This window comes from Hallella mizrahii (genome assembly GCF_009695775.1).
Taxonomy (GTDB): Bacteria; Bacteroidota; Bacteroidia; order Bacteroidales; family Bacteroidaceae; genus Prevotella; species Prevotella mizrahii.
Map to the genome: position 1 here is coordinate 168,543 of NZ_VUNG01000001.1, position 18,206 is coordinate 186,748.

An 18,206-nucleotide genomic window follows, 5' to 3' on the forward strand; every position below is an offset into this window, starting at 1 on the left:
CTCACCAAACAGCCAACCAGCAGACAAGGCCAAAAGCCAATCTAAGCGAAGCAAAGCACCGCTTGTCTTCCGCCCTTTTTGACCCCTTGAAGCATTTCACTCCCCTCTCCTTGGGAGAGGGGTACGGGGGTGAGGCCGGGTACGGGGGTGAGGCTATTCTTTCTTCCTCGTCAGCTCCGAGGCAAACAGCAACACGACGAAATAGCCGATGAACGGAATGATAAACGGCATGCTCATCATTTGGGTGGAGTCTGCAATGATACCCATCAGCAGGAAGCCACAACCACCGATCGGCGTCATCATCAGCAGCGACGAGGCACTCTTCGTCAGATTGCCCAAGCCGCGTAGTGCCAGAGAGAAGATAGTGGGGAACATGATGGCCTCAAAGACATAGTTGCATACCAACGCCACCATAGAGATCATGCCGAGGTTGAGCATCACCAGTCCGATGCACACCACACTGCCAATGGCACAGTAGAAGAGCATACGCTCGGCAGGAACTTTCCGCATGATCCAACTGCCCACAAAGCGACCAATCATGAAGAAGGCCAGCGCCACAGTGAGCACGATGGAAGCTGTATTGTCGCTCATCCATCCCTTTGCTGTCACATAATTGATGAAATAGCTGTTGATAGAGATCTCCGCCACCTCATAGGCCAAAAGCGAAAAGAGTCCAAAGACAAACATCGGATGATGGCGGAACAGCTTGTTGATGCGCGTACCCTGCGAGCGGTCTTCCTCGGTCTCCTGGTGCTTGATTTCCGGAAGGTTCACGCGTGAGAACACCACGGCGATCAGCAGCACCACAATACCCAACACAGTATAGGGGATGACAATGTTGCCGCCACGGTCAGTGCCATTGAAGAGAAACTGACCAATGAGGAAGGTAGCACTCAGCGATCCAAGTCCATTGAACGACTGGCTGAGATTGAGGCGGCTTGTTGCCGTCTGCGGGTCACCAAGTTCCGTGACATACGGATTGGCAGAAGTCTCAAGAAAGACAAGGCCGCAACCAATGATAAACAGGGCACCGAGATAGGCATAGAACGTACCGGCCTCAGCACCGGGAATGAAGAGCAGGGCTCCGATGCCAAAGAGCAGCAGTCCGAAGACCACACCCAGGCGATAACCACGCCGGTTGATAAACCAGCCGGCGGGTATGGCCATGATGAAGTAGCCGAGATAAGTCGTCACCTGAATGAGCGATGACTGGGTGATGGAGATGTCAAGCGCATTTTGGAAATGCTTGTTGAGCACATCGAGGATGGCACGCGCAAAGCCCCAAAGAAAGAAAAGGGAAGTGACGAGGATAAAGGGCAAAAGATAGCTGCGGCTGGTCAGAGCCGCACGACCTTTGTCCGTAGTCTCTTCAACTCGGGATGTCTGTGTTTCTTCTGATTGATTGTTATTCATTACGATTTTTTGAAGATGGTGTTCCGACATGCAGATGTAAATGACTCATGCACTATTAATAATAAGGTGCAGGCATCAGTCAAAACCCATAAACATAAATATAATAATGTGTATCAGGCAATGGGCAAAGTCTCTGCTCGGAGCACTCCCCTGCCCATAGCTTCGTTTCGGATTTATTTTTTCTTACTCGGATCGATGACCTTCCAGACGCCGGCCGACAATGCACCGCCAACCATCGGAGCTACGATAAAGATCCAAAGATTGGTCAGAGCCGTACCGCCTTGAAACAGTGCCGGGCCAATGGAGCGGGCAGGGTTGACAGAGGTACCGGTATAGCGGATGCAGGCCAAATGAACAAGAACCAAGGACAAGCCAATGGCCAGACCGGCGAAGTTGTTGGTGGCACCATTGGTCTTTGCCGTAGCACCCAATACCACCAGCACAAACACAAAGGTGAAGAACATCTCAGCCAGGAAACCGCCAAACACCGTCACCTTCGTTCCAGCCCCATCCAGAGCTTGCAAGTCATTGGCACCGGTGCCGATGAGTCCTGCTGCCGACGTGATAGCATAGAGAACTGCTGCGCCAATGATACCACCGATGACCTGGAACAGCATATACATGCCGGCATCCTTGCTGCTCATGCGTCCACTAAGCCATACCCCCAACGTGATAGCCGGATTGATGTGGCATCCTGAAATGCCGCCGATCGTATAAGCCATTGACACCACAGCCAAACCAAAAGCCAATGCCGTGCCCACCACGGCAGCCTGATTGTTGACTGGATCACAGCCCAAAGACACGGCCGCACCGCAGCCCATCAGTACCAGCACCATCGTGCCTACCATTTCTGCTAAATACTTTTTCATAATCTCAAATATTATAAGAAACGTTTTCGCGCTGACTTAATAAACGCAAAGTTACGGAAATTATTATAAAAAAGCAAAGAACACAAAGATTTTCTGTCAATGGGAAAGGACATGCCACACGACGTATTACACAAGTTCATATGCCCTCACTATTACAAACAATCCTTTGTTAGCGCAAACAATGATTTTGTAAAGTCAAGATGTCATTTTTTTCGTTATTCTCTTTGTAGTTTAATGACAAAACACTATCTTTGCAATAGATTAATCCCTACAATGCAATCTTATAAAAATAACATATAATATATACAACACCTATTAACTATGAGTGAAAAAACGAGCGAGAAGAGAGTTTACCTCTTTGGAAACGGCAAGGCTGAAGGCCGTGCCGACATGCGCAACCTTCTGGGCGGCAAAGGTGCCAACCTAGCCGAGATGAATTTGATCGGTGTGCCCGTGCCACCGGGATTCACCATCACCACTGATGTCTGCAACGAATATTTCGAGAAAGGCAAAGCCGACGTTGTTGCCTTGCTCAAGGACGATGTTGTCAATGGCGTGAAACACGTTGAGGAACTCATGGGACTGAAGTTCGGTGACGCCAAGAATCCACTTCTTGTCAGTGTACGCTCCGGTGCGCGTGCCTCCATGCCTGGCATGATGGACACCATCCTCAACCTCGGTCTCAACGATGAAGTCGTCAAGGGACTGGCTGCCAAGACCGGCAACGAGCGCTTCGCCTACGACAGCTACCGACGCTTCGTACAGATGTACGGCGACGTGGTCCTCGGCATGAAGCCTGTCAACAAGGAAGACATCGACCCCTTCGAGGCCATCATTCAGAAAGTAAAGGCTCAGCGTGGCATCCGTCTCGACAATGAGATGAACACCGACGAGCTCAAGAGCCTCGTCGTCCTCTTCAAGGACTATATCAAGGAGCGCACCGGGCGCGACTTCCCCTCCGACCCGATGGAGCAGCTCTGGGGTGCCATCTGCGCAGTCTTCGACTCTTGGATGAACGACCGAGCTATTCTCTACCGCAAGATGGAAGGCATCCCACAGGAGTGGGGAACGGCTGTCACCGTCATGGCCATGGTCTTCGGCAACATGGGCAACACCTCTGCCACAGGTGTATGCTTCAGCCGCGACGCTGCCACGGGCGAGAACCGCTTCAACGGTGAGTACCTTGTCAACGCACAGGGTGAGGACGTCGTCGCCGGCATACGCACACCACAGCAGATCACCAAGGAAGGTTCGCTCCGCTGGGCTAAGCAGCAGGGCATCGACGAGGCTACGCGCGCCAGTAAATATCCTTCCATGGAAGAGTCTATGCCCAACATCTACGCTCAGCTCAACGACCTGCAGGACAAGCTCGAGAAGCACTACAACGACATGCAGGACATGGAGTTCACCGTGCAGGAAGGTAAACTATGGTTCCTCCAGACCCGCAACGGCAAACGCACAGGTACAGCCATGGTGAAGATTGCCATGGATCTGCTACGCGAGGGGCTCATCGACGAGAAGACAGCCCTGCAGCGCTGTGAGCCCAACAAGCTCGACGAACTGCTCCACCCCGTCTTCGATAAGGAAGCCAAAGCTCAGGCCCGTGTACTCACACGCGGACTGCCCGCCTCGCCAGGTGCTGCCTGCGGCCAGATCGTATTCTTTGCTGATGATGCTGAGAAATGGCACGCCGATGGCCATCAGGTAGTCATGGTGCGCATCGAGACTTCGCCTGAGGACCTCGCCGGCATGAGCGCAGCAGAGGGCATCCTGACGGCTCGCGGTGGTATGACATCGCACGCTGCTGTGGTGGCCCGCGGCATGGGCAAGTGCTGTGTCAGTGGTGCTGGTGCCATCAATGTCGACTATAAAGCCCGCACCGTGGAAATCGACGGCACGGTGCTCCATGAGGGTGACTACATATCGCTCAACGGTTCTACCGGTGAGGTGTACTTTGGTGAGGTGAAGACACGTCCTGCCGAGGTCACAGGCGACTTCGCAGAGCTGATGAAGCTTTGCAACAAATACACCCGCCTCGTCGTCCGCACCAATGCTGACACGCCGCATGACGCTGAGGTGGCCCGCAACTTCGGTGCCGTGGGTATCGGTCTGTGCCGTACAGAACACATGTTCTTCGAGAACGAGAAAATCAAGGCCATGCGCGAGATGATCCTCGCTGACAGCAAGGAGGGTCGCGAGAAAGCCCTCGCCAAACTGCTGCCCTATCAGAAACAGGACTTCTACGGTATTCTGAAATGCATGGACGGCATGCCGGTGAACATCCGTCTGCTCGACCCGCCTCTCCACGAGTTCGTGCCCCACGACCTGAAAGGCCAGGAAGCTATGGCCAAGGAGATGGGTGTCAGCGTGAAGGTGATCCAGGACCGCGTGCAGAGTCTGAGTGAGCACAACCCAATGCTTGGACTCCGTGGGTGCCGTCTGGGTAACACGTTCCCTGAGATCACGGCCATGCAGACACGTGCCATCCTCGGTGCTGCCATCCAGTTGAAGAAGGAAGGCCTCGATCCCCGTCCTGAGATCATGGTGCCGTTGGTAGGTATCGTCAATGAACTCGATGCCCAAGAAAAGGTCATCCGCGAGACGGCACAGAAGCTCTTCGCCGAGGAAGGCGTAGAGATACCGTTCAAGATCGGTACGATGATCGAGGTGCCGCGTGCAGCCCTGACCGCTGATCTCATCGCCCAGAAAGCCGAGTACTTCAGCTTCGGTACCAACGACCTGACACAGATGACGTTTGGCTACAGCCGCGACGACATCGCCAGCTTCCTGCCCTCTTACCTTGAGAAGAAGATCCTCGACGTTGATCCGTTCCAGGTTCTCGACCAGCGCGGCGTAGGACAGCTCATCCGCATGGCTGTGGAGAAGGGCCGCTCGACACGTCCTGACCTGAAGTGCGGCATCTGCGGTGAGCATGGTGGAGAGCCTTCATCGGTGAAGTTCTGCCATCGTGTGGGTCTCGACTACGTGAGCTGCTCACCGTTCCGTGTGCCTATCGCCCGTCTGGCTGCCGCTCAGGCTGCCGTGGAAGAGGCATAACTCTGAAACATTCTGTTTCCTCTTATACAAGGCAAATGCTTGGCTGTCCAGGCATTTGCCTTTTTTGTTTGTCATAGAAGGGGAAAAACTCACGAAAAGATTATTGACAAAAGCACACCAACAAGAGCAGGCAATCTAGAGAAAAGTAAAGTCTCATCTGAACATCTTTTCGAGATAAAAACATGAAAATACGCACGTGAAATCATCAAAAGGCCTTGTTGACCTTATCAAACAACTGAGATGACAAGATCAAACAACCGAGATGATGAGATCAAACAACCGAGATGATGAGGTCAAACAACCGAGATGACAGCGCCAGAAGAGACACCCCGGAGCCGCCAAGCGTATATCCAGAACATAAACATTTACTAGTCAGACAGTTACAAAACAAGCCCCATTTTTCAAGAAATCACGATAAAAGGGTCGTTGATTGAAAAGAATCGCAAAATAAAGCCTGTTTTTTGTCAGAATAATCAACAGATGGCAAACCATAGGTATCATGACTGTTGATTCCCGAAAATAAGAAAAAAAGCAGAACACGTTTTGTATTCTCGTGATTAATCTCTATTTTTGCAAAGAAATAGCGTAAACAAGAACAAAGCAAGACCATGAAAGATACCACGAGGCTGACCGTGTTCAAGGCCAGCGCAGGCAGCGGCAAGACCTACCGACTGGCACTGGAATACATCAAGCTGCTGATGGCGGATCCCAAAAACTTCCGCTACACCCTCGCCGTGACCTTCACCAACAAGGCCACCGAAGAGATGAAGACGCGTATCCTCAGCAAGCTCTTCGCCCTGGCTCACCGTCTGTCCAGCGGCGACGACTATGTCAAGGAGCTACACCACAGCATGCCGCAGCTCACAGACAACGACATCCAGCAGCGGGCGACACTCGCCCTCGACGGTATCCTCAACGCTTATCACTACTTCCGCGTGGAGACCATCGACAGTTTTTTCCAACGCATCCTCAGAAATCTTGCGCGAGAACTGGGACTGAAGGCCAACATCAACGTGGGACTCAACGACCGTGAGGTGGAGCAACAGGCCGTCGACGAACTCATCGGAAACATCAACAACGACAAAGACCCGCTGCTCGGATGGATGATGGACTTTGTCAGCGAGCGACTCGAGGAGGACAAGAACTGGAACGTCATCGGACAGATCAAAGACTTCGGTACCAATATCTACCGCGACTTCTATAAGGAACGACACGAGCAACTTGAGGCAGTTCTCTCCAACCCTCTGTTTTTCAAGAACTATACCGCTAAACTTCGGGCCTTGGCAGCACAGGCTGATAAGGACATGAGCATACAGGCTGACCGCTTCCAGACGCTGGTAGACCAATATGGCTTCACCGACAGTGACTTTACCCGCGGTACCGTGCCCAACTATTTCAACAAACTGCGCGAAGGCAACTACTGCGATGTCGCACACGCCACCATCGATAAGGCTGACACGGAAGAATGGACCAAACTCATCAAGAAAACCATCAAAGACACCGACAAAGGTCAGACTTTCCATCAGTTGATCGCCCCACTCATCACCCAGACGGAAAAGATGAGGCAGAAAGCGGAAAGTATCAAGTACTCCGTGGCTCTCACTCTCAGAAACCTCAATGAGCTCAGACTGCTCGGACGCATCGCACAGCAAGTCGACGCTATCAACGCTGACAACAACAATTTCCCGCTCAGTAGCACTCAACAGCTCATCAAAAGCATGATCGACGGCAGCGACACACCCTTTATCTACGAGAAAATCGGCGGCTCGCTGAAGTATATCATGATCGACGAGTTCCAGGACACCAGTGCGGTACAATGGGATAACTTCAAAGTGCTCATCGACGACTGTATCGCCCATCAGGCTGGCTCACTGATCGTCGGTGACGTGAAGCAGAGCATCTACCGATGGAGAGGCGGAGACTGGAGGTTGCTGCAAGGCCTCACCCATGACAGGCATCCCGAGATCAAAGAAGTGAAACTCGACACCAACTACCGTTCGCAACCGAGAATCATCATCTTCAACAATATGTTCTTCAAAATCGCTGCAAAGAAGACAACAGAGGCGGCGGTAGCTGAACTCAACGAGCATCACGCGCCGAAGGACATCATACAACAGGCCTTGGACATAGAAACAGCTTACCAGGACGTGGAGCAGGCTTATCCCAAAGGCAAGGAACTCGTCGGCATGGCCCAAATCAAACTGCTCGACGACGAGGACTATGACCAAGAGACCCTGGATCAGATCGAGAGCACCATCGCGGAACTGCTCAAGGCGGGCGTTGCCACAAAGGACATCGCCGTGCTCGTGAGAAAGAACAAACACATCCAGGCCATCGCAGAGTACTTCATGCAGCATCAGATCATGGTCGACGGCAAGCCGGCCGACGTGAGTCTTGTCAGCGACGAGGCTTTCCGCCTCGACGCTTCGCTTGCCGTGAGGATGATCATCGCGGCTCTGCGCTACCTCGTACATCCCGACGACAAGCTCACGACGGCATTCCTCGTCAAGACTTATTATCGTATCGGGGCGAACAAAAATGATGAGGAATGCAAGAAAGAGACAAATGATGATCAAAAGAAGACCATAGCATACAGGGAGATCACAGATTACAAGAACGACCAAGATCTCGACACGCGGCTCTTCGTTGGCAAGGACGACATCGCTACCCAGCTCCCCGAGGCCTTGCGCACGCAACGTGATGAGCTGCGGGGACTGCCGCTCATGATGCTCATAGAGCGTCTCTATGCCATTCTCGGCCTGGAGCGTCTCAACGACGAGAGTGCCTATGTATGTGCCTTTCTTGACAAGGTCGCGACGCTGATACACAGTAAGGCAGTCGGCATTGACGAGATTCTCGAAGCCTGGGACACCGATCTATGCTCAAAAGCTATCCACAGCGACGACATTAACGGCATCAGACTGATAACCATCCACAAGAGCAAAGGACTCGAATACGACAATGTCATCATCCCTTACTGTGACTGGGACATAGAACGAAACAACGACACACTGTGGTTCACCACCGACGGCAAGCCAGAACCGTACAATGAGTTGCCGCTCGTGCCTGTGGCACTGCAAAGCAAGAAACTCAGAAACTCCATCTACTCCGACGACTACGACCGTGAGCATCTGAAGAATCTCGTCGACAACCTCAACCTGCTCTATGTGGCGTTTACCCGAGCCAGACGCAACCTTTTTGTCTTCGGACGGAAGAATCCGAAAGCACCCTACCCTTCCAAAATCATCCAGGATGTGGAGGAAGACATGAAGCAGGAATGCACTATCGAGGAAGATAACAAAACAACGACGATTACCTACGGCACGTTCAGCCCTACTCCAAAGGAAAGCAGTAACAAAGACACTGACAATGTATTCCTCGAGGAGGACAAGCCATTGCGTGTCAACATCAAGGCCTTCACCGAAGATTATGAGTTCAAGGAGAGCAACGAATGCAAAGACTTCATCATGCCGCAGGACGACGAAGACGCACAGATGCGACGCGCATATATTGAGACTGGTAACATACTCCACGAACTGCTGGCCAATATCCGCGACGTCAATGACATCGACCGCGCCATCAACAACATGGAGTTCAGCGGCGTGCTCTATGAAAAGCCAATGACACGTGAAAACTTGTGCGCCATGGTGCACAAGCTGATCGAGAGCCCTGTGCCCAAGACATGGTTCCGACCGGGACTGAATGTGATGAATGAGTGTAATATCATCTGCTATGACGAGGAGCATAAAACGGTAGGACCTAAGCGCCCTGACCGAGTCATTAACGACGGAAATTCAGTAACGGTCATCGACTTCAAGACCGGATCACCAAGAGCCAAACACGTCGAGCAGGTACAATACTACATGCGCCTGCTCAACGAGATCGGATATAATAACGTCAAAGGCTATCTCTGGTATCTGAGAACCAATACGGTCAGAGCCGTATAAACAAAACAACCGAATATCGGAATCATATTCTCGATATTCGGTTATTTTAGGTCTATACAGATAAAGCGTTTTCAAGAGCAGATCCTAATCGCCACCTGATAATCACATAAGTCGCCTTGATGGGCTATTTCTCCAGTCCCTCTATCTTCTTGACGCTGCCGCTCAAGGGGTCGAGAACCAGACGGGTGGACTGCTTCTTGCCGAAGAGCTCACCACTCAGCGACTCCACTGTTCCAAACTGGGGAGCCGCTGCTTCGAAGGTTCCCACAGGCTGCTGCTCACAGACCACGGTGATCTTCATCTTGCTGGGCTGGTTGACGCGCAGGCCAATATCGTTCTTGTCTTCCTTCTTTTTCTTCTCATCCTCAGCAACAGATGCGGCAGGTGCCACAGTGTGCTCGTCAGCTACCCTTATATAATAAGGTGCGCCCGCATAGTCGTCAGCATCGACAAGCCCCAAGCGCTTGGAGAAGCGGAAGAGCACTTCTTCTCCCTCCTTGACGGGAAGATAGTCGATGGTGGTCCACGCCGTGTCCTTCACCACCGTACCGGTGAACAGCGTCGTCAGACTCTGCTCCTGCGTATCGAGGTTTCTCAGCATGGTCTTTAGCTGCTCACCATCCTTGGGCATATAGTCTGCCTCGCCTTTGGCCAGTTGGCTGCGACTGTCCCGGATGTCGTAGATCTCCTGTGCTGTCAATTCCGCCATCTTAGCCGTGTTGCTGGCATTGAGGATGTCCGCCGTCATGAAATCGGCAGGGTTGACGGCCTTCGGTCTGGCAGCGGGAGAGAAGCGGCGAACCACAGGGCGCAAAGGCTGTGCCTCGGTATTGACAGCCAGGAGTTGTCCGTTGGGTGCCCGCGTCACATCGGTGATACTGTGCTTTTTGTCAAGCTGCAACGTAAAGTGCTTTGTGGTATCGGGCACGGCAACGGGATCCATCTCAAGGCCTATGACACGATAGGAAGTAGAGGCTTCCTCCGAAACATTCTGACGGATATAGCGCATGGCATATTTTGCAAACTGTCCGGGCGTGTATTGCGTCTTCTCGACTTTCACCGTGAAGCGCAGCATTGTCTTCGGCAGGTAATAGTCAGTACCCTCCACCGACTGGGCACTTGCCTGCATGGCAAAAGCACCCACCAGCAGACTGCCTGCCAAAAGCATTCGTTTATAGTTCATCATTGATATTTCGTCATTTATGATTCTTCTTTGTTCTCTCAACCTTCAGCATTGAATCCTTTCTTCTTTGAATCCATTCAACGCCCAGCATTGAATCCCCCACATTCATTCAGTCTTCCAGCCGCAGAAAGGCCTTGGGCAGATAGTTGATGATGTCGCTGGCAATGAGACTTTCTTTGCCAAGGTCTCTCACTGCCAGATCACCTGCCAGTCCGTGAAGATACATTCCCAACTGGCATGCCGTCGCCTGGTCATAGCCACGGGCCAAGAGTCCGGCAATGATACCGGTCAGCACGTCGCCACTGCCTGCCGTCGCCATGCCACTGTTGCCGGTGGAGTTGAAGACGATATGCCCGTCGGGCTTGCAAAGTGCCGAATAGTGGCCTTTGAGCAGCACATAGCCTTGCAGATGCTCTGCCAACTGCCGCGCCTTGGTCAGTCGCTCGTAATCACTCGAACTCGTCACGCCCACCAACCGGTCAAACTCCTTGGGATGTGGCGTCATGATGATGCCCAGTGGCAACTGCTGCATCCATGCCTGATGGTTGGCCAGCATATTCAGTCCGTCAGCGTCCACCACAATGGGACACTGCGTACGACGTATCTGACCGATCAGCGCAATGGCGGAGTTCTCGCTCTGCCCCAGTCCCGGACCGATGGCAAGCGCGTCATAGTCCTGACTCTCCACGCTGTCGGAGAAATAGGTCTCCTCACGGTCCATCTGCAACACGGCTTCGGGAACAGCCACCTGCATGATGCCATAGTTGCGCTTCGGCGTATGCACCGTCACCTTACCGGCTCCCGAGCGAAGACAGGCACGTGTGGCGAGAATGGCAGCACCCGACATACCGTAGCTGCCGGCGATGATCAGCGCATGCCCCATCGTACCTTTATGCACAAAGTCACCGCGATGGCGCACACAAGGTATCAGGTCGGTCTCTTCCTGGATACGGCAGCTGACCTCCGTGTCGCGGATATAGTCGGGACTCAGGCGGATGTCCAACACACGCAGACGGCCGAGATACTGCTGGCAGTCGGTAAGCATCATACTGAGCTTCTTCTGTTGAAGGGTCAGCGTCAAGTCAGCGCGAATGATATTCTGTCGGACATTATAGGTGTTGTCCTCGCACATCAGCCCTGACGGCATGTCAATACTCACCACCTTGGCCGGACTTTGATTGATATATCTCACCAACGAGGCAAAGCCTCCACTGAGCGGCTTATTAATGCCCGAACCGAAAAGGCCGTCGACAACAAGCGTCTCGGGCGTGAGCTCGGGTGGATCAAAGTTCAATGTGATCTCCGTGAAATGACTGACTTTCTTGGCGTAGACAAGCCGCTCCTTGTTGGCGGCGCAATCTTCCGACAACTTATCGTGGATATTGAACAGGTACACGCTTACCTGATAATGGTTTTCGGCCAGCATACGAGCCACGGCCAATGCGTCACCACCGTTGTTTCCAGGACCGGCAAAGACCACCACGGGCGTACGGTCGGTCCACTCATCCATGATGGCACGGGTCAGAGCTTTGGCGGCTCGCTCCATTAAGTCGATAGACTTCACAGGCTCGTGCTCAATGGTATAATTGTCAAGCTCATGAATCTGAGCAGCTGTAAATATCTTCATACGTAAAAAACAATATGGTGCAAAGATAAAAAAAAGATTGCAGAACGACAACGTGACAATCCCTTATTTTTGCAAAATAGATTAAATAAAAGGCGCAGCGTTCTCATTATTCGTGTATTTTTCGTAATTTTGCATTATTAAATAGGTCATACAAAACACATTTCACCATGGACATTGTGAAGATAAAGGACAAAACATTCCGTACGTTTATACCAGAGTCAGAGATTCTAAGCAAAGTAAAAGCCGTTGCCGAAAAGCTCAATAAAGACATGGCGGGCAAGAACCCGCTGTTTCTCGCTGTGCTCAATGGGTCGTTTATCTTTGCAGCAGACCTGATGCGCTACCTCACCATCCCCAGCGAGATCTCGTTTGTCAAGCTTGCCTCCTATCAAGGCACCACTTCCGTAGGAAAGGTGAAAGAGCTCATCGGCATCAACCAGGAACTCAAGGGGCGCACCGTCGTCATCGTGGAGGACATCGTCGACACGGGAAACACCATGAAGCAGATGCTCGCCACGCTCGAGAGCTACGAGCCGGAGTCCCTGCATATCTGCACGCTGCTCGTCAAGCCCGGCAAACTGCAGGTACCCCTCAACATTGAGTATCCAGCCATGGAAATCCCCAACGACTTCATCGTTGGCTATGGACTGGACTATGACCAGCAAGGGCGCAATCTCCGAGACATCTACACCGTCGTGGAATAAAGACGCCTTTTACAAAGGGAAGATGCCTTTTGCAAAGGAAGAAACCGGACATTTATTTATACATTATAATTTTTACATTATACATTATCCATTAATCCGATGAAGAATATTGTGATTTTCGGTGCCCCTGGTTCAGGCAAGGGCACACAGAGCGACAAGATGATCGCCAAGTATGGTTTCAAACACATCTCCACTGGCGACGTCTTGCGCAACGAGATTAAGAATGGCACGGAGCTGGGCAAAACAGCTAAAGGATATATCGACAATGGCCAGCTGATCCCCGACGACCTGATGGTCAACATTCTGGCCAGTGTCTATGACAGCTTCGGGAAAGAGCACGAGGGCGTGATCTTCGACGGCTTCCCCCGCACCATCCCGCAGGCCGAGGCACTGAAGAAGATGCTCGCTGAGCGCGGACACAAGGTGGCTGCCATGATCGAGCTCGACGTTCCTGAGGATGAGCTGATGAAGCGACTCATCCTCCGCGGCAAGCAGAGCGGACGCAGCGACGACAACGAAGAGACCATCAAGAAGCGCCTCAACGTTTACCACAACCAGACGGCACCGCTGATCGACTGGTATGAGAAAGAGGGCATACACCACCACATCAATGGCCTCGGTGAACTCGACCGCATCTTTGCCGACATCTGCAAAGTGATCGACAGCCTCTAAACAAAGCAAACAATATGTTCGGTGTTGGGCGTCATATCGCCCAACGCTTAACATTCAACACTTAAATATGGATTCCAACTTCGTAGACTACGTTAAGATATACTGTCGTTCCGGAAAAGGTGGGCGCGGCTCCATGCACCTGCGACATGTCAAATACCAACCCAACGGCGGACCCGACGGCGGCGACGGCGGCAAAGGCGGCAGCGTCATCTTGCGCGGCAACCATAACTACTGGACTTTGCTGCACCTGAAATACCAACGCCACGTCTTCGCCGAGAACGGTGGCAACGGTGGCCGCGACAAATGCCACGGTACAGATGGCAAGGACATCTATATCGATGTGCCCTGCGGTACGGTGGTTTACAATGCCGAGACAGGTAAATATGTCTGCGATGTCACCTACGACGGGCAGGAAGTCATGCTCCTCAAAGGAGGACGAGGCGGACTCGGCAACTGGCAGTTCCGTACAGCCACACGACAAACGCCACGCTTCGCACAGCCCGGGGAGCCTATGCAGGAGATGACGGTCATCCTTGAGCTAAAGCTCTTGGCCGACGTGGGACTCGTGGGATTCCCAAATGCCGGTAAGTCCACACTGCTCTCGGCCTTGTCCAGTGCCCGCCCGAAGATCGCCAACTACCCTTTCACAACGTTGGAGCCTTCACTCGGCATCGTCTCCTACCGCGACAACAAGTCGTTTGTGATGGCCGACATCCCCGGCATCATCGAAGGTGCCAGCGAGGGCAAAGGACTCGGACTGCGCTTTCTCAGACATATCGAGCGCAACTCGCTACTGCTCTTTATGGTTCCCGGTGACACTGACGATATCAAGCACGACTACGAGGTACTGCTCAACGAACTGAAGAAATTCAATCCCGAGATGCTTGACAAGCACCGCGTGCTCGCCGTCACAAAAAGCGATCTGCTCGACGACGAACTCATAGAGATGCTACGGGAGACGCTACCCACAGATCTGCCTGTCGTCTTCATTTCGTCTGTCACAGGATACGGCTTGGACGAACTGAAAGACGTATTGTGGGAGGAACTCAACAGCGAAAGCAACAAACTGCAGGAAATCACGGCTGAGGACACGCTCGTGCACCGTGACAAAGACATGCAGAAACTCACAACGGAGCTTCACGACGAGGGAGAGGATGAAGTGCTCTTCGTCGATGAGGACGAGGTGGAAGATGCCGACGATGACGAACTCGATGACTACGAGACGTTTGACCCTGACGAGGAAAAGGCATAAAGATTAAGACGACATGGAACCAGAATTAGAGCAATACAATTTCGGTGACGACATCGTTGCCTTCTCTACCACACGACATGGTGGAGTGAGCAAAGGCAACTATGCCGAACTGAACATCAACCCCTACTGCGGTGATGATTCTCAGAATGTAAACGACAATCTGAAGATATTATGCGACGCACTGGAGATCACCACTGACCATCTCATCCTGCCCCACCAAACCCATCAGACTGTATGCCGGGCTATCACACCGGAATATTTCAATCTGTCAGATGAAAAGAGGAAAGAATACCTGGAAGGCGTCGACGCAGTGATGACAGACATGCCAAAAGTGTGCGTCGGCGTGTCTACTGCCGACTGCATTCCCCTACTCTACTACGACACTGAGCATCATGCTCTCGCTGCCGTACATGCAGGATGGCGCGGCACGCTGGCCGGCATAGCCACAAAAGCCCTGGAAGCAATGGCGAAACAATATGATACACAACCGGGCAAAGTGAAGATCATGATTGGTCCGGGGATATCGCTGAAGAACTTCGAAGTCGGTGATGAGGTATATGAACAGTTTGCCAATGCCTTTCCCTTCATCCGCTTTATGTCGAAGAGATACGACAAGTGGCATCTCGACCTGCAAGTCTGCAACCGTCTGCAACTGCTGCATGCCGGTGCAAGACTGGAGAACATCGTCATGTCTAACATCTGCACCTATGATCAAGCCAACCGCTTCTTCTCTGCACGCCGCTTAGGAGCTCAGTCTGGAAGAATATATAATGGTATCATGAAGAAAGGAGAATCATCAAAGTGAGTGATAGGAAAAGAAATATTTCGAAAGGAGCCTTACTCCTTATTATTATGTGCACGACTCTGATGGCATTTGCACCGAACATGAAGTTCGACCCTTTGGCCAACTACCAGAATATCTTTTCCAATCGCAACAAAGAACTCATTGAGAAGCACGAACTGTCTATTCGTCTCGACAGTATCAAGCCCGGCGAATATGCCTACCCGCTGAAAGGATCGCAGTCGGGTGTCAATGCTGAAAATCTGCTGCAGGTCGTCTCACAAAAGGATAAGCACGTCAAGGCCATCTTTGCAGGACGGGTGAGGGTCGCCGCCTCAAGCCCGCTCTCAGGTTCGTTTGTTGTCATCACTCACGACAATGGACTGGAGACTTTCTACCGCAACATCCATCGACTCAGAGTGCACGTGGGTGATCGCATCAAAGCCGGACAAGTCTTTGCCGATGCAGACAAATGTCAGTATGGCTACACCGTCGGCGTGATGTTTCTGCTCAACGGCACACCTATCCATCCCTATTTCGTCTTTGACACCTATGCCCAGCACCCGCTCAACGATGTGCTGCGTTGTAAGCTCACAGACAAGTATCTGATCACCACAACTTCTAAGCGAGTGGCCTTCACCTTGGCTCGCAAACGCTTTCAGGCCTCACTCATCGCCTCACTCGATCCCGTGAAGCCAAAGTACTTCGGGGCGGCAGGGCCAGCAAAGATCAATCTAGAATTTCTCAACGCCAAACACTGGTGCTACCCTCTTGTCGGCAGCTACGTCACCAGTCCATACGATAAGTTGCGCCAGAAACCTGACACCACAGCCACCTATCATCATACCGGCGTAGACATCAAAACCCACACGCCACACGACAGTATCCACGTAGCTTTTGACGGTATCGTTGAGGAATCGTGCCCAATCCCTGGCTATGGCAACTGCATCATGGTAAAGCATGCCTACGGCATTGAGACGCTCTATGGCCATCAGACGGTCAACTTCGTACACGCCGGTCAGCATGTCAAGGCAGGACAAGTGATTGGACTTACTGGTGCTACGGGCCACGCTACCGGTGACCACCTCCATTTCGAGATGCTCTATCGTGGCCACCGCATCGATCCTGCCCTTTTCTTTGATCATAAGAAACACACCTTGCGCCGCGCTACCGTGTTCCTGCGTGGCCCGAAGGTCATCAGCAAGCCCAACGACGAGCGCGACCGCTACCTCTTCGGGTGGAAGATCGCATAGTGCTCCGCCCCCGACTGGCAAGCGGAGCCCGCTCCTCTTTCAAGTGTGCGTGAGCCGTTCGGTTTGCCGTGGCGCAGCCATGGCCCCTTCTTTTCCCTCATAAACGCAGCAAGGCCTCTCCCGAGTCATCGGAAGAGGCCTTGCCATTTGTATGCAACGGCTGCGAGCCGGAACTAATTACTCACCGAGGTGAATAGCCTCGTTGGGGCATACAGAAGCGCAAGTACCGCACTCTGTGCACTCATCGGGGTTGATAGAATACTTGTCACCAGCAGAGATAGCACCTACCGGGCACTCGTCGATACATGTTCCGCATGCAACGCAGTCATCGTTAATAACGTAAGCCATAATGTTCTTGTATTTTAAATGAATAAATGTTTTTGTTTCGTTGTTGCAAAGATAATTATTTTCTTTGGAATACCTACAAATGACGACTGGTTTTTTATTATTTTAAACAATAGCTGTTCACCCCCTGTCTTGACTACTCATTAATAAGTAACTTAGCAGACACATATCACCCTGACTTCAGGCTGTCTGCAACAAATCAGCAACAGCTCAGCAGACCAACAGCTAAGAATCAGCAGGACGACAGCAAAGAATCAGCAGACCTGCCAGCAACAATAATTCATCAGCTACTGCGTTATGATGAATATGAAGAGGATTGTCTTTGTTATCTTCCTGACGCTCGCCGCTGCCAGTGTCGCTTGGGGACAGGAACAGACGGTGCAGAACCGCCCGTATATCGACTTGCGCCCCTTCCACTTCGGACTGCTTGTCGGTACGCATCTGCAGGACATCGAACTCAACAATATCGGGCCACAGACCATCATTGCCAACAACGGTTCACAACAGACTTATACCATCACCTGCGACCAAAGCCAATGGGACAACGGATTTCAGGTAGGTGTGCTCGGTGAAGCCCGCCTGACCGAGAACTTTCAGTTCCGTGTGGCACCTGCCATTCTCTTTGGCTCGCGCCATATCGAGTTTCACAACATGGACACTCAGGCTCCCGACTCGATGCTCCACCGCTCGCAAGACTTGAAGACCATCTACTTCACCTGTTCGTTTGACCTTATCGCGGCAGCACCCCGAATGGGCAACCATCGCCCCTACGCCATGCTGGGACTCACTCCGGCCATCAATCTCACGGGGTCTGACAACAGCTATCTCAAACTCAAACGTTACGACATGTACTTGGAAGCAGGCTTCGGTTGTGACTTCTACATGCCCTTCTTCAAGGTAAGACCGGAACTGAAATTCATGTACAGTCTCACCAACAGTCTCGACACAGGCCATGCTGACCGCCTGCAAGACGAGGCGATGCGCCCCTACGCTCTCAGCATAAATAAAGCCAGAACCAAAGTCATCGCCCTCACCTTCTATTTCGAATGAAGACAGAGAGACAGAATATCCAAGACAAAAAGACAGAAAAGACATATTATTAT

The 18,206-nt window shown here is 52.1% G+C and carries 13 protein-coding genes and 1 pseudogene; 9 read left to right on the forward strand and 5 right to left on the reverse strand.

Annotation, left to right across the window (positions count from 1 at the left end):
- Nucleotides 1–153 precede the first annotated feature (153 nt).
- Together FYJ73_RS00645 and FYJ73_RS00650 are read right to left on the reverse strand one after the other, a co-directional pair.
- Complete coding sequence (locus tag FYJ73_RS00645) at nucleotides 154–1,413, reverse strand: sugar MFS transporter (RefSeq protein ID WP_154532574.1); 1,260 nt, start codon at nucleotides 1,411–1,413, stop codon at nucleotides 154–156.
- Nucleotides 1,414–1,586: 173 nt separating this feature from the next.
- A complete protein-coding gene (locus FYJ73_RS00650; protein WP_154532576.1) occupies nucleotides 1,587–2,282 on the reverse strand; it encodes an MIP family channel protein in 696 nt (231 codons plus the stop codon).
- A gap of 321 nt (nucleotides 2,283–2,603) precedes the next feature.
- On the opposite strand from FYJ73_RS00650, the gene ppdK reads away from it, so the two are divergent.
- The 3 genes and pseudogenes from ppdK to FYJ73_RS16110 all read left to right on the forward strand — a co-directional run bounded on the left by ppdK (nucleotide 2,604) and on the right by FYJ73_RS16110 (nucleotide 9,286).
- Nucleotides 2,604–5,339, forward strand: coding sequence for a pyruvate, phosphate dikinase (gene ppdK, locus FYJ73_RS00655; RefSeq protein ID WP_154532578.1), 2,736 nt, complete (start codon nucleotides 2,604–2,606; stop codon nucleotides 5,337–5,339).
- A 602-nt stretch (nucleotides 5,340–5,941) separates the two neighbouring features.
- A pseudogene (locus FYJ73_RS16105) lies at nucleotides 5,942–7,861 on the forward strand (UvrD-helicase domain-containing protein); the annotation flags it as partial.
- A 204-nt stretch (nucleotides 7,862–8,065) separates the two neighbouring features.
- Entirely contained in the window at nucleotides 8,066–9,286 is a 1,221-nt protein-coding gene (locus tag FYJ73_RS16110) for a 3'-5' exonuclease (RefSeq protein ID WP_262885109.1), read from the forward strand.
- 124 nt (nucleotides 9,287–9,410) lie between these two features.
- Here the strand turns inward: FYJ73_RS16110 and FYJ73_RS00665 are convergent, their stop codons facing one another.
- Both FYJ73_RS00665 and FYJ73_RS00670 read right to left on the reverse strand, forming a co-directional pair.
- On the reverse strand, nucleotides 9,411–10,472 hold the full coding sequence (locus FYJ73_RS00665) for a DUF4831 family protein (protein WP_154532582.1): 1,062 nt from the start codon (nucleotides 10,470–10,472) through the stop codon (nucleotides 9,411–9,413).
- Between the two features lie 106 nt (nucleotides 10,473–10,578).
- Nucleotides 10,579–12,096: an NAD(P)H-hydrate dehydratase gene (locus FYJ73_RS00670; RefSeq protein ID WP_154532584.1), complete on the reverse strand. Its 1,518-nt coding sequence runs from the start codon at nucleotides 12,094–12,096 to the stop codon at nucleotides 10,579–10,581.
- Between the two features lie 167 nt (nucleotides 12,097–12,263).
- Here FYJ73_RS00670 and hpt point away from each other — a divergent pair, with 167 nt between their 5' ends.
- The 5 genes from hpt to FYJ73_RS00695 all read left to right on the forward strand — a co-directional run bounded on the left by hpt (nucleotide 12,264) and on the right by FYJ73_RS00695 (nucleotide 16,758).
- Entirely contained in the window at nucleotides 12,264–12,800 is a 537-nt protein-coding gene (gene hpt / locus FYJ73_RS00675; RefSeq protein ID WP_154532586.1) for a hypoxanthine phosphoribosyltransferase, read from the forward strand.
- A 99-nt stretch (nucleotides 12,801–12,899) separates the two neighbouring features.
- Nucleotides 12,900–13,472, forward strand: a complete 573-nt coding sequence (locus tag FYJ73_RS00680; protein ID WP_154532588.1) for an adenylate kinase — start codon at nucleotides 12,900–12,902, stop codon at nucleotides 13,470–13,472.
- A 67-nt stretch (nucleotides 13,473–13,539) separates the two neighbouring features.
- Complete coding sequence (obgE, locus tag FYJ73_RS00685) at nucleotides 13,540–14,724, forward strand: GTPase ObgE (protein ID WP_154532590.1); 1,185 nt, start codon at nucleotides 13,540–13,542, stop codon at nucleotides 14,722–14,724.
- A 13-nt stretch (nucleotides 14,725–14,737) separates the two neighbouring features.
- Nucleotides 14,738–15,529, forward strand: coding sequence for a peptidoglycan editing factor PgeF (gene pgeF, locus FYJ73_RS00690; RefSeq protein WP_154532592.1), 792 nt, complete (start codon nucleotides 14,738–14,740; stop codon nucleotides 15,527–15,529).
- A gap of 62 nt (nucleotides 15,530–15,591) precedes the next feature.
- Entirely contained in the window at nucleotides 15,592–16,758 is a 1,167-nt protein-coding gene (locus tag FYJ73_RS00695; protein WP_206081652.1) for a M23 family metallopeptidase, read from the forward strand.
- A 177-nt stretch (nucleotides 16,759–16,935) separates the two neighbouring features.
- On the opposite strand, the gene FYJ73_RS00700 is transcribed toward FYJ73_RS00695, so the two are convergent.
- Nucleotides 16,936–17,106: a DUF362 domain-containing protein gene (locus FYJ73_RS00700; RefSeq protein WP_154532596.1), complete on the reverse strand. Its 171-nt coding sequence runs from the start codon at nucleotides 17,104–17,106 to the stop codon at nucleotides 16,936–16,938.
- A gap of 303 nt (nucleotides 17,107–17,409) precedes the next feature.
- On the opposite strand from FYJ73_RS00700, the gene porT reads away from it, so the two are divergent.
- Nucleotides 17,410–18,153, forward strand: a complete 744-nt coding sequence (porT, locus tag FYJ73_RS00705; protein WP_154532717.1) for a type IX secretion/gliding motility protein PorT/SprT — start codon at nucleotides 17,410–17,412, stop codon at nucleotides 18,151–18,153.
- Nucleotides 18,154–18,206 lie beyond the last annotated feature (53 nt).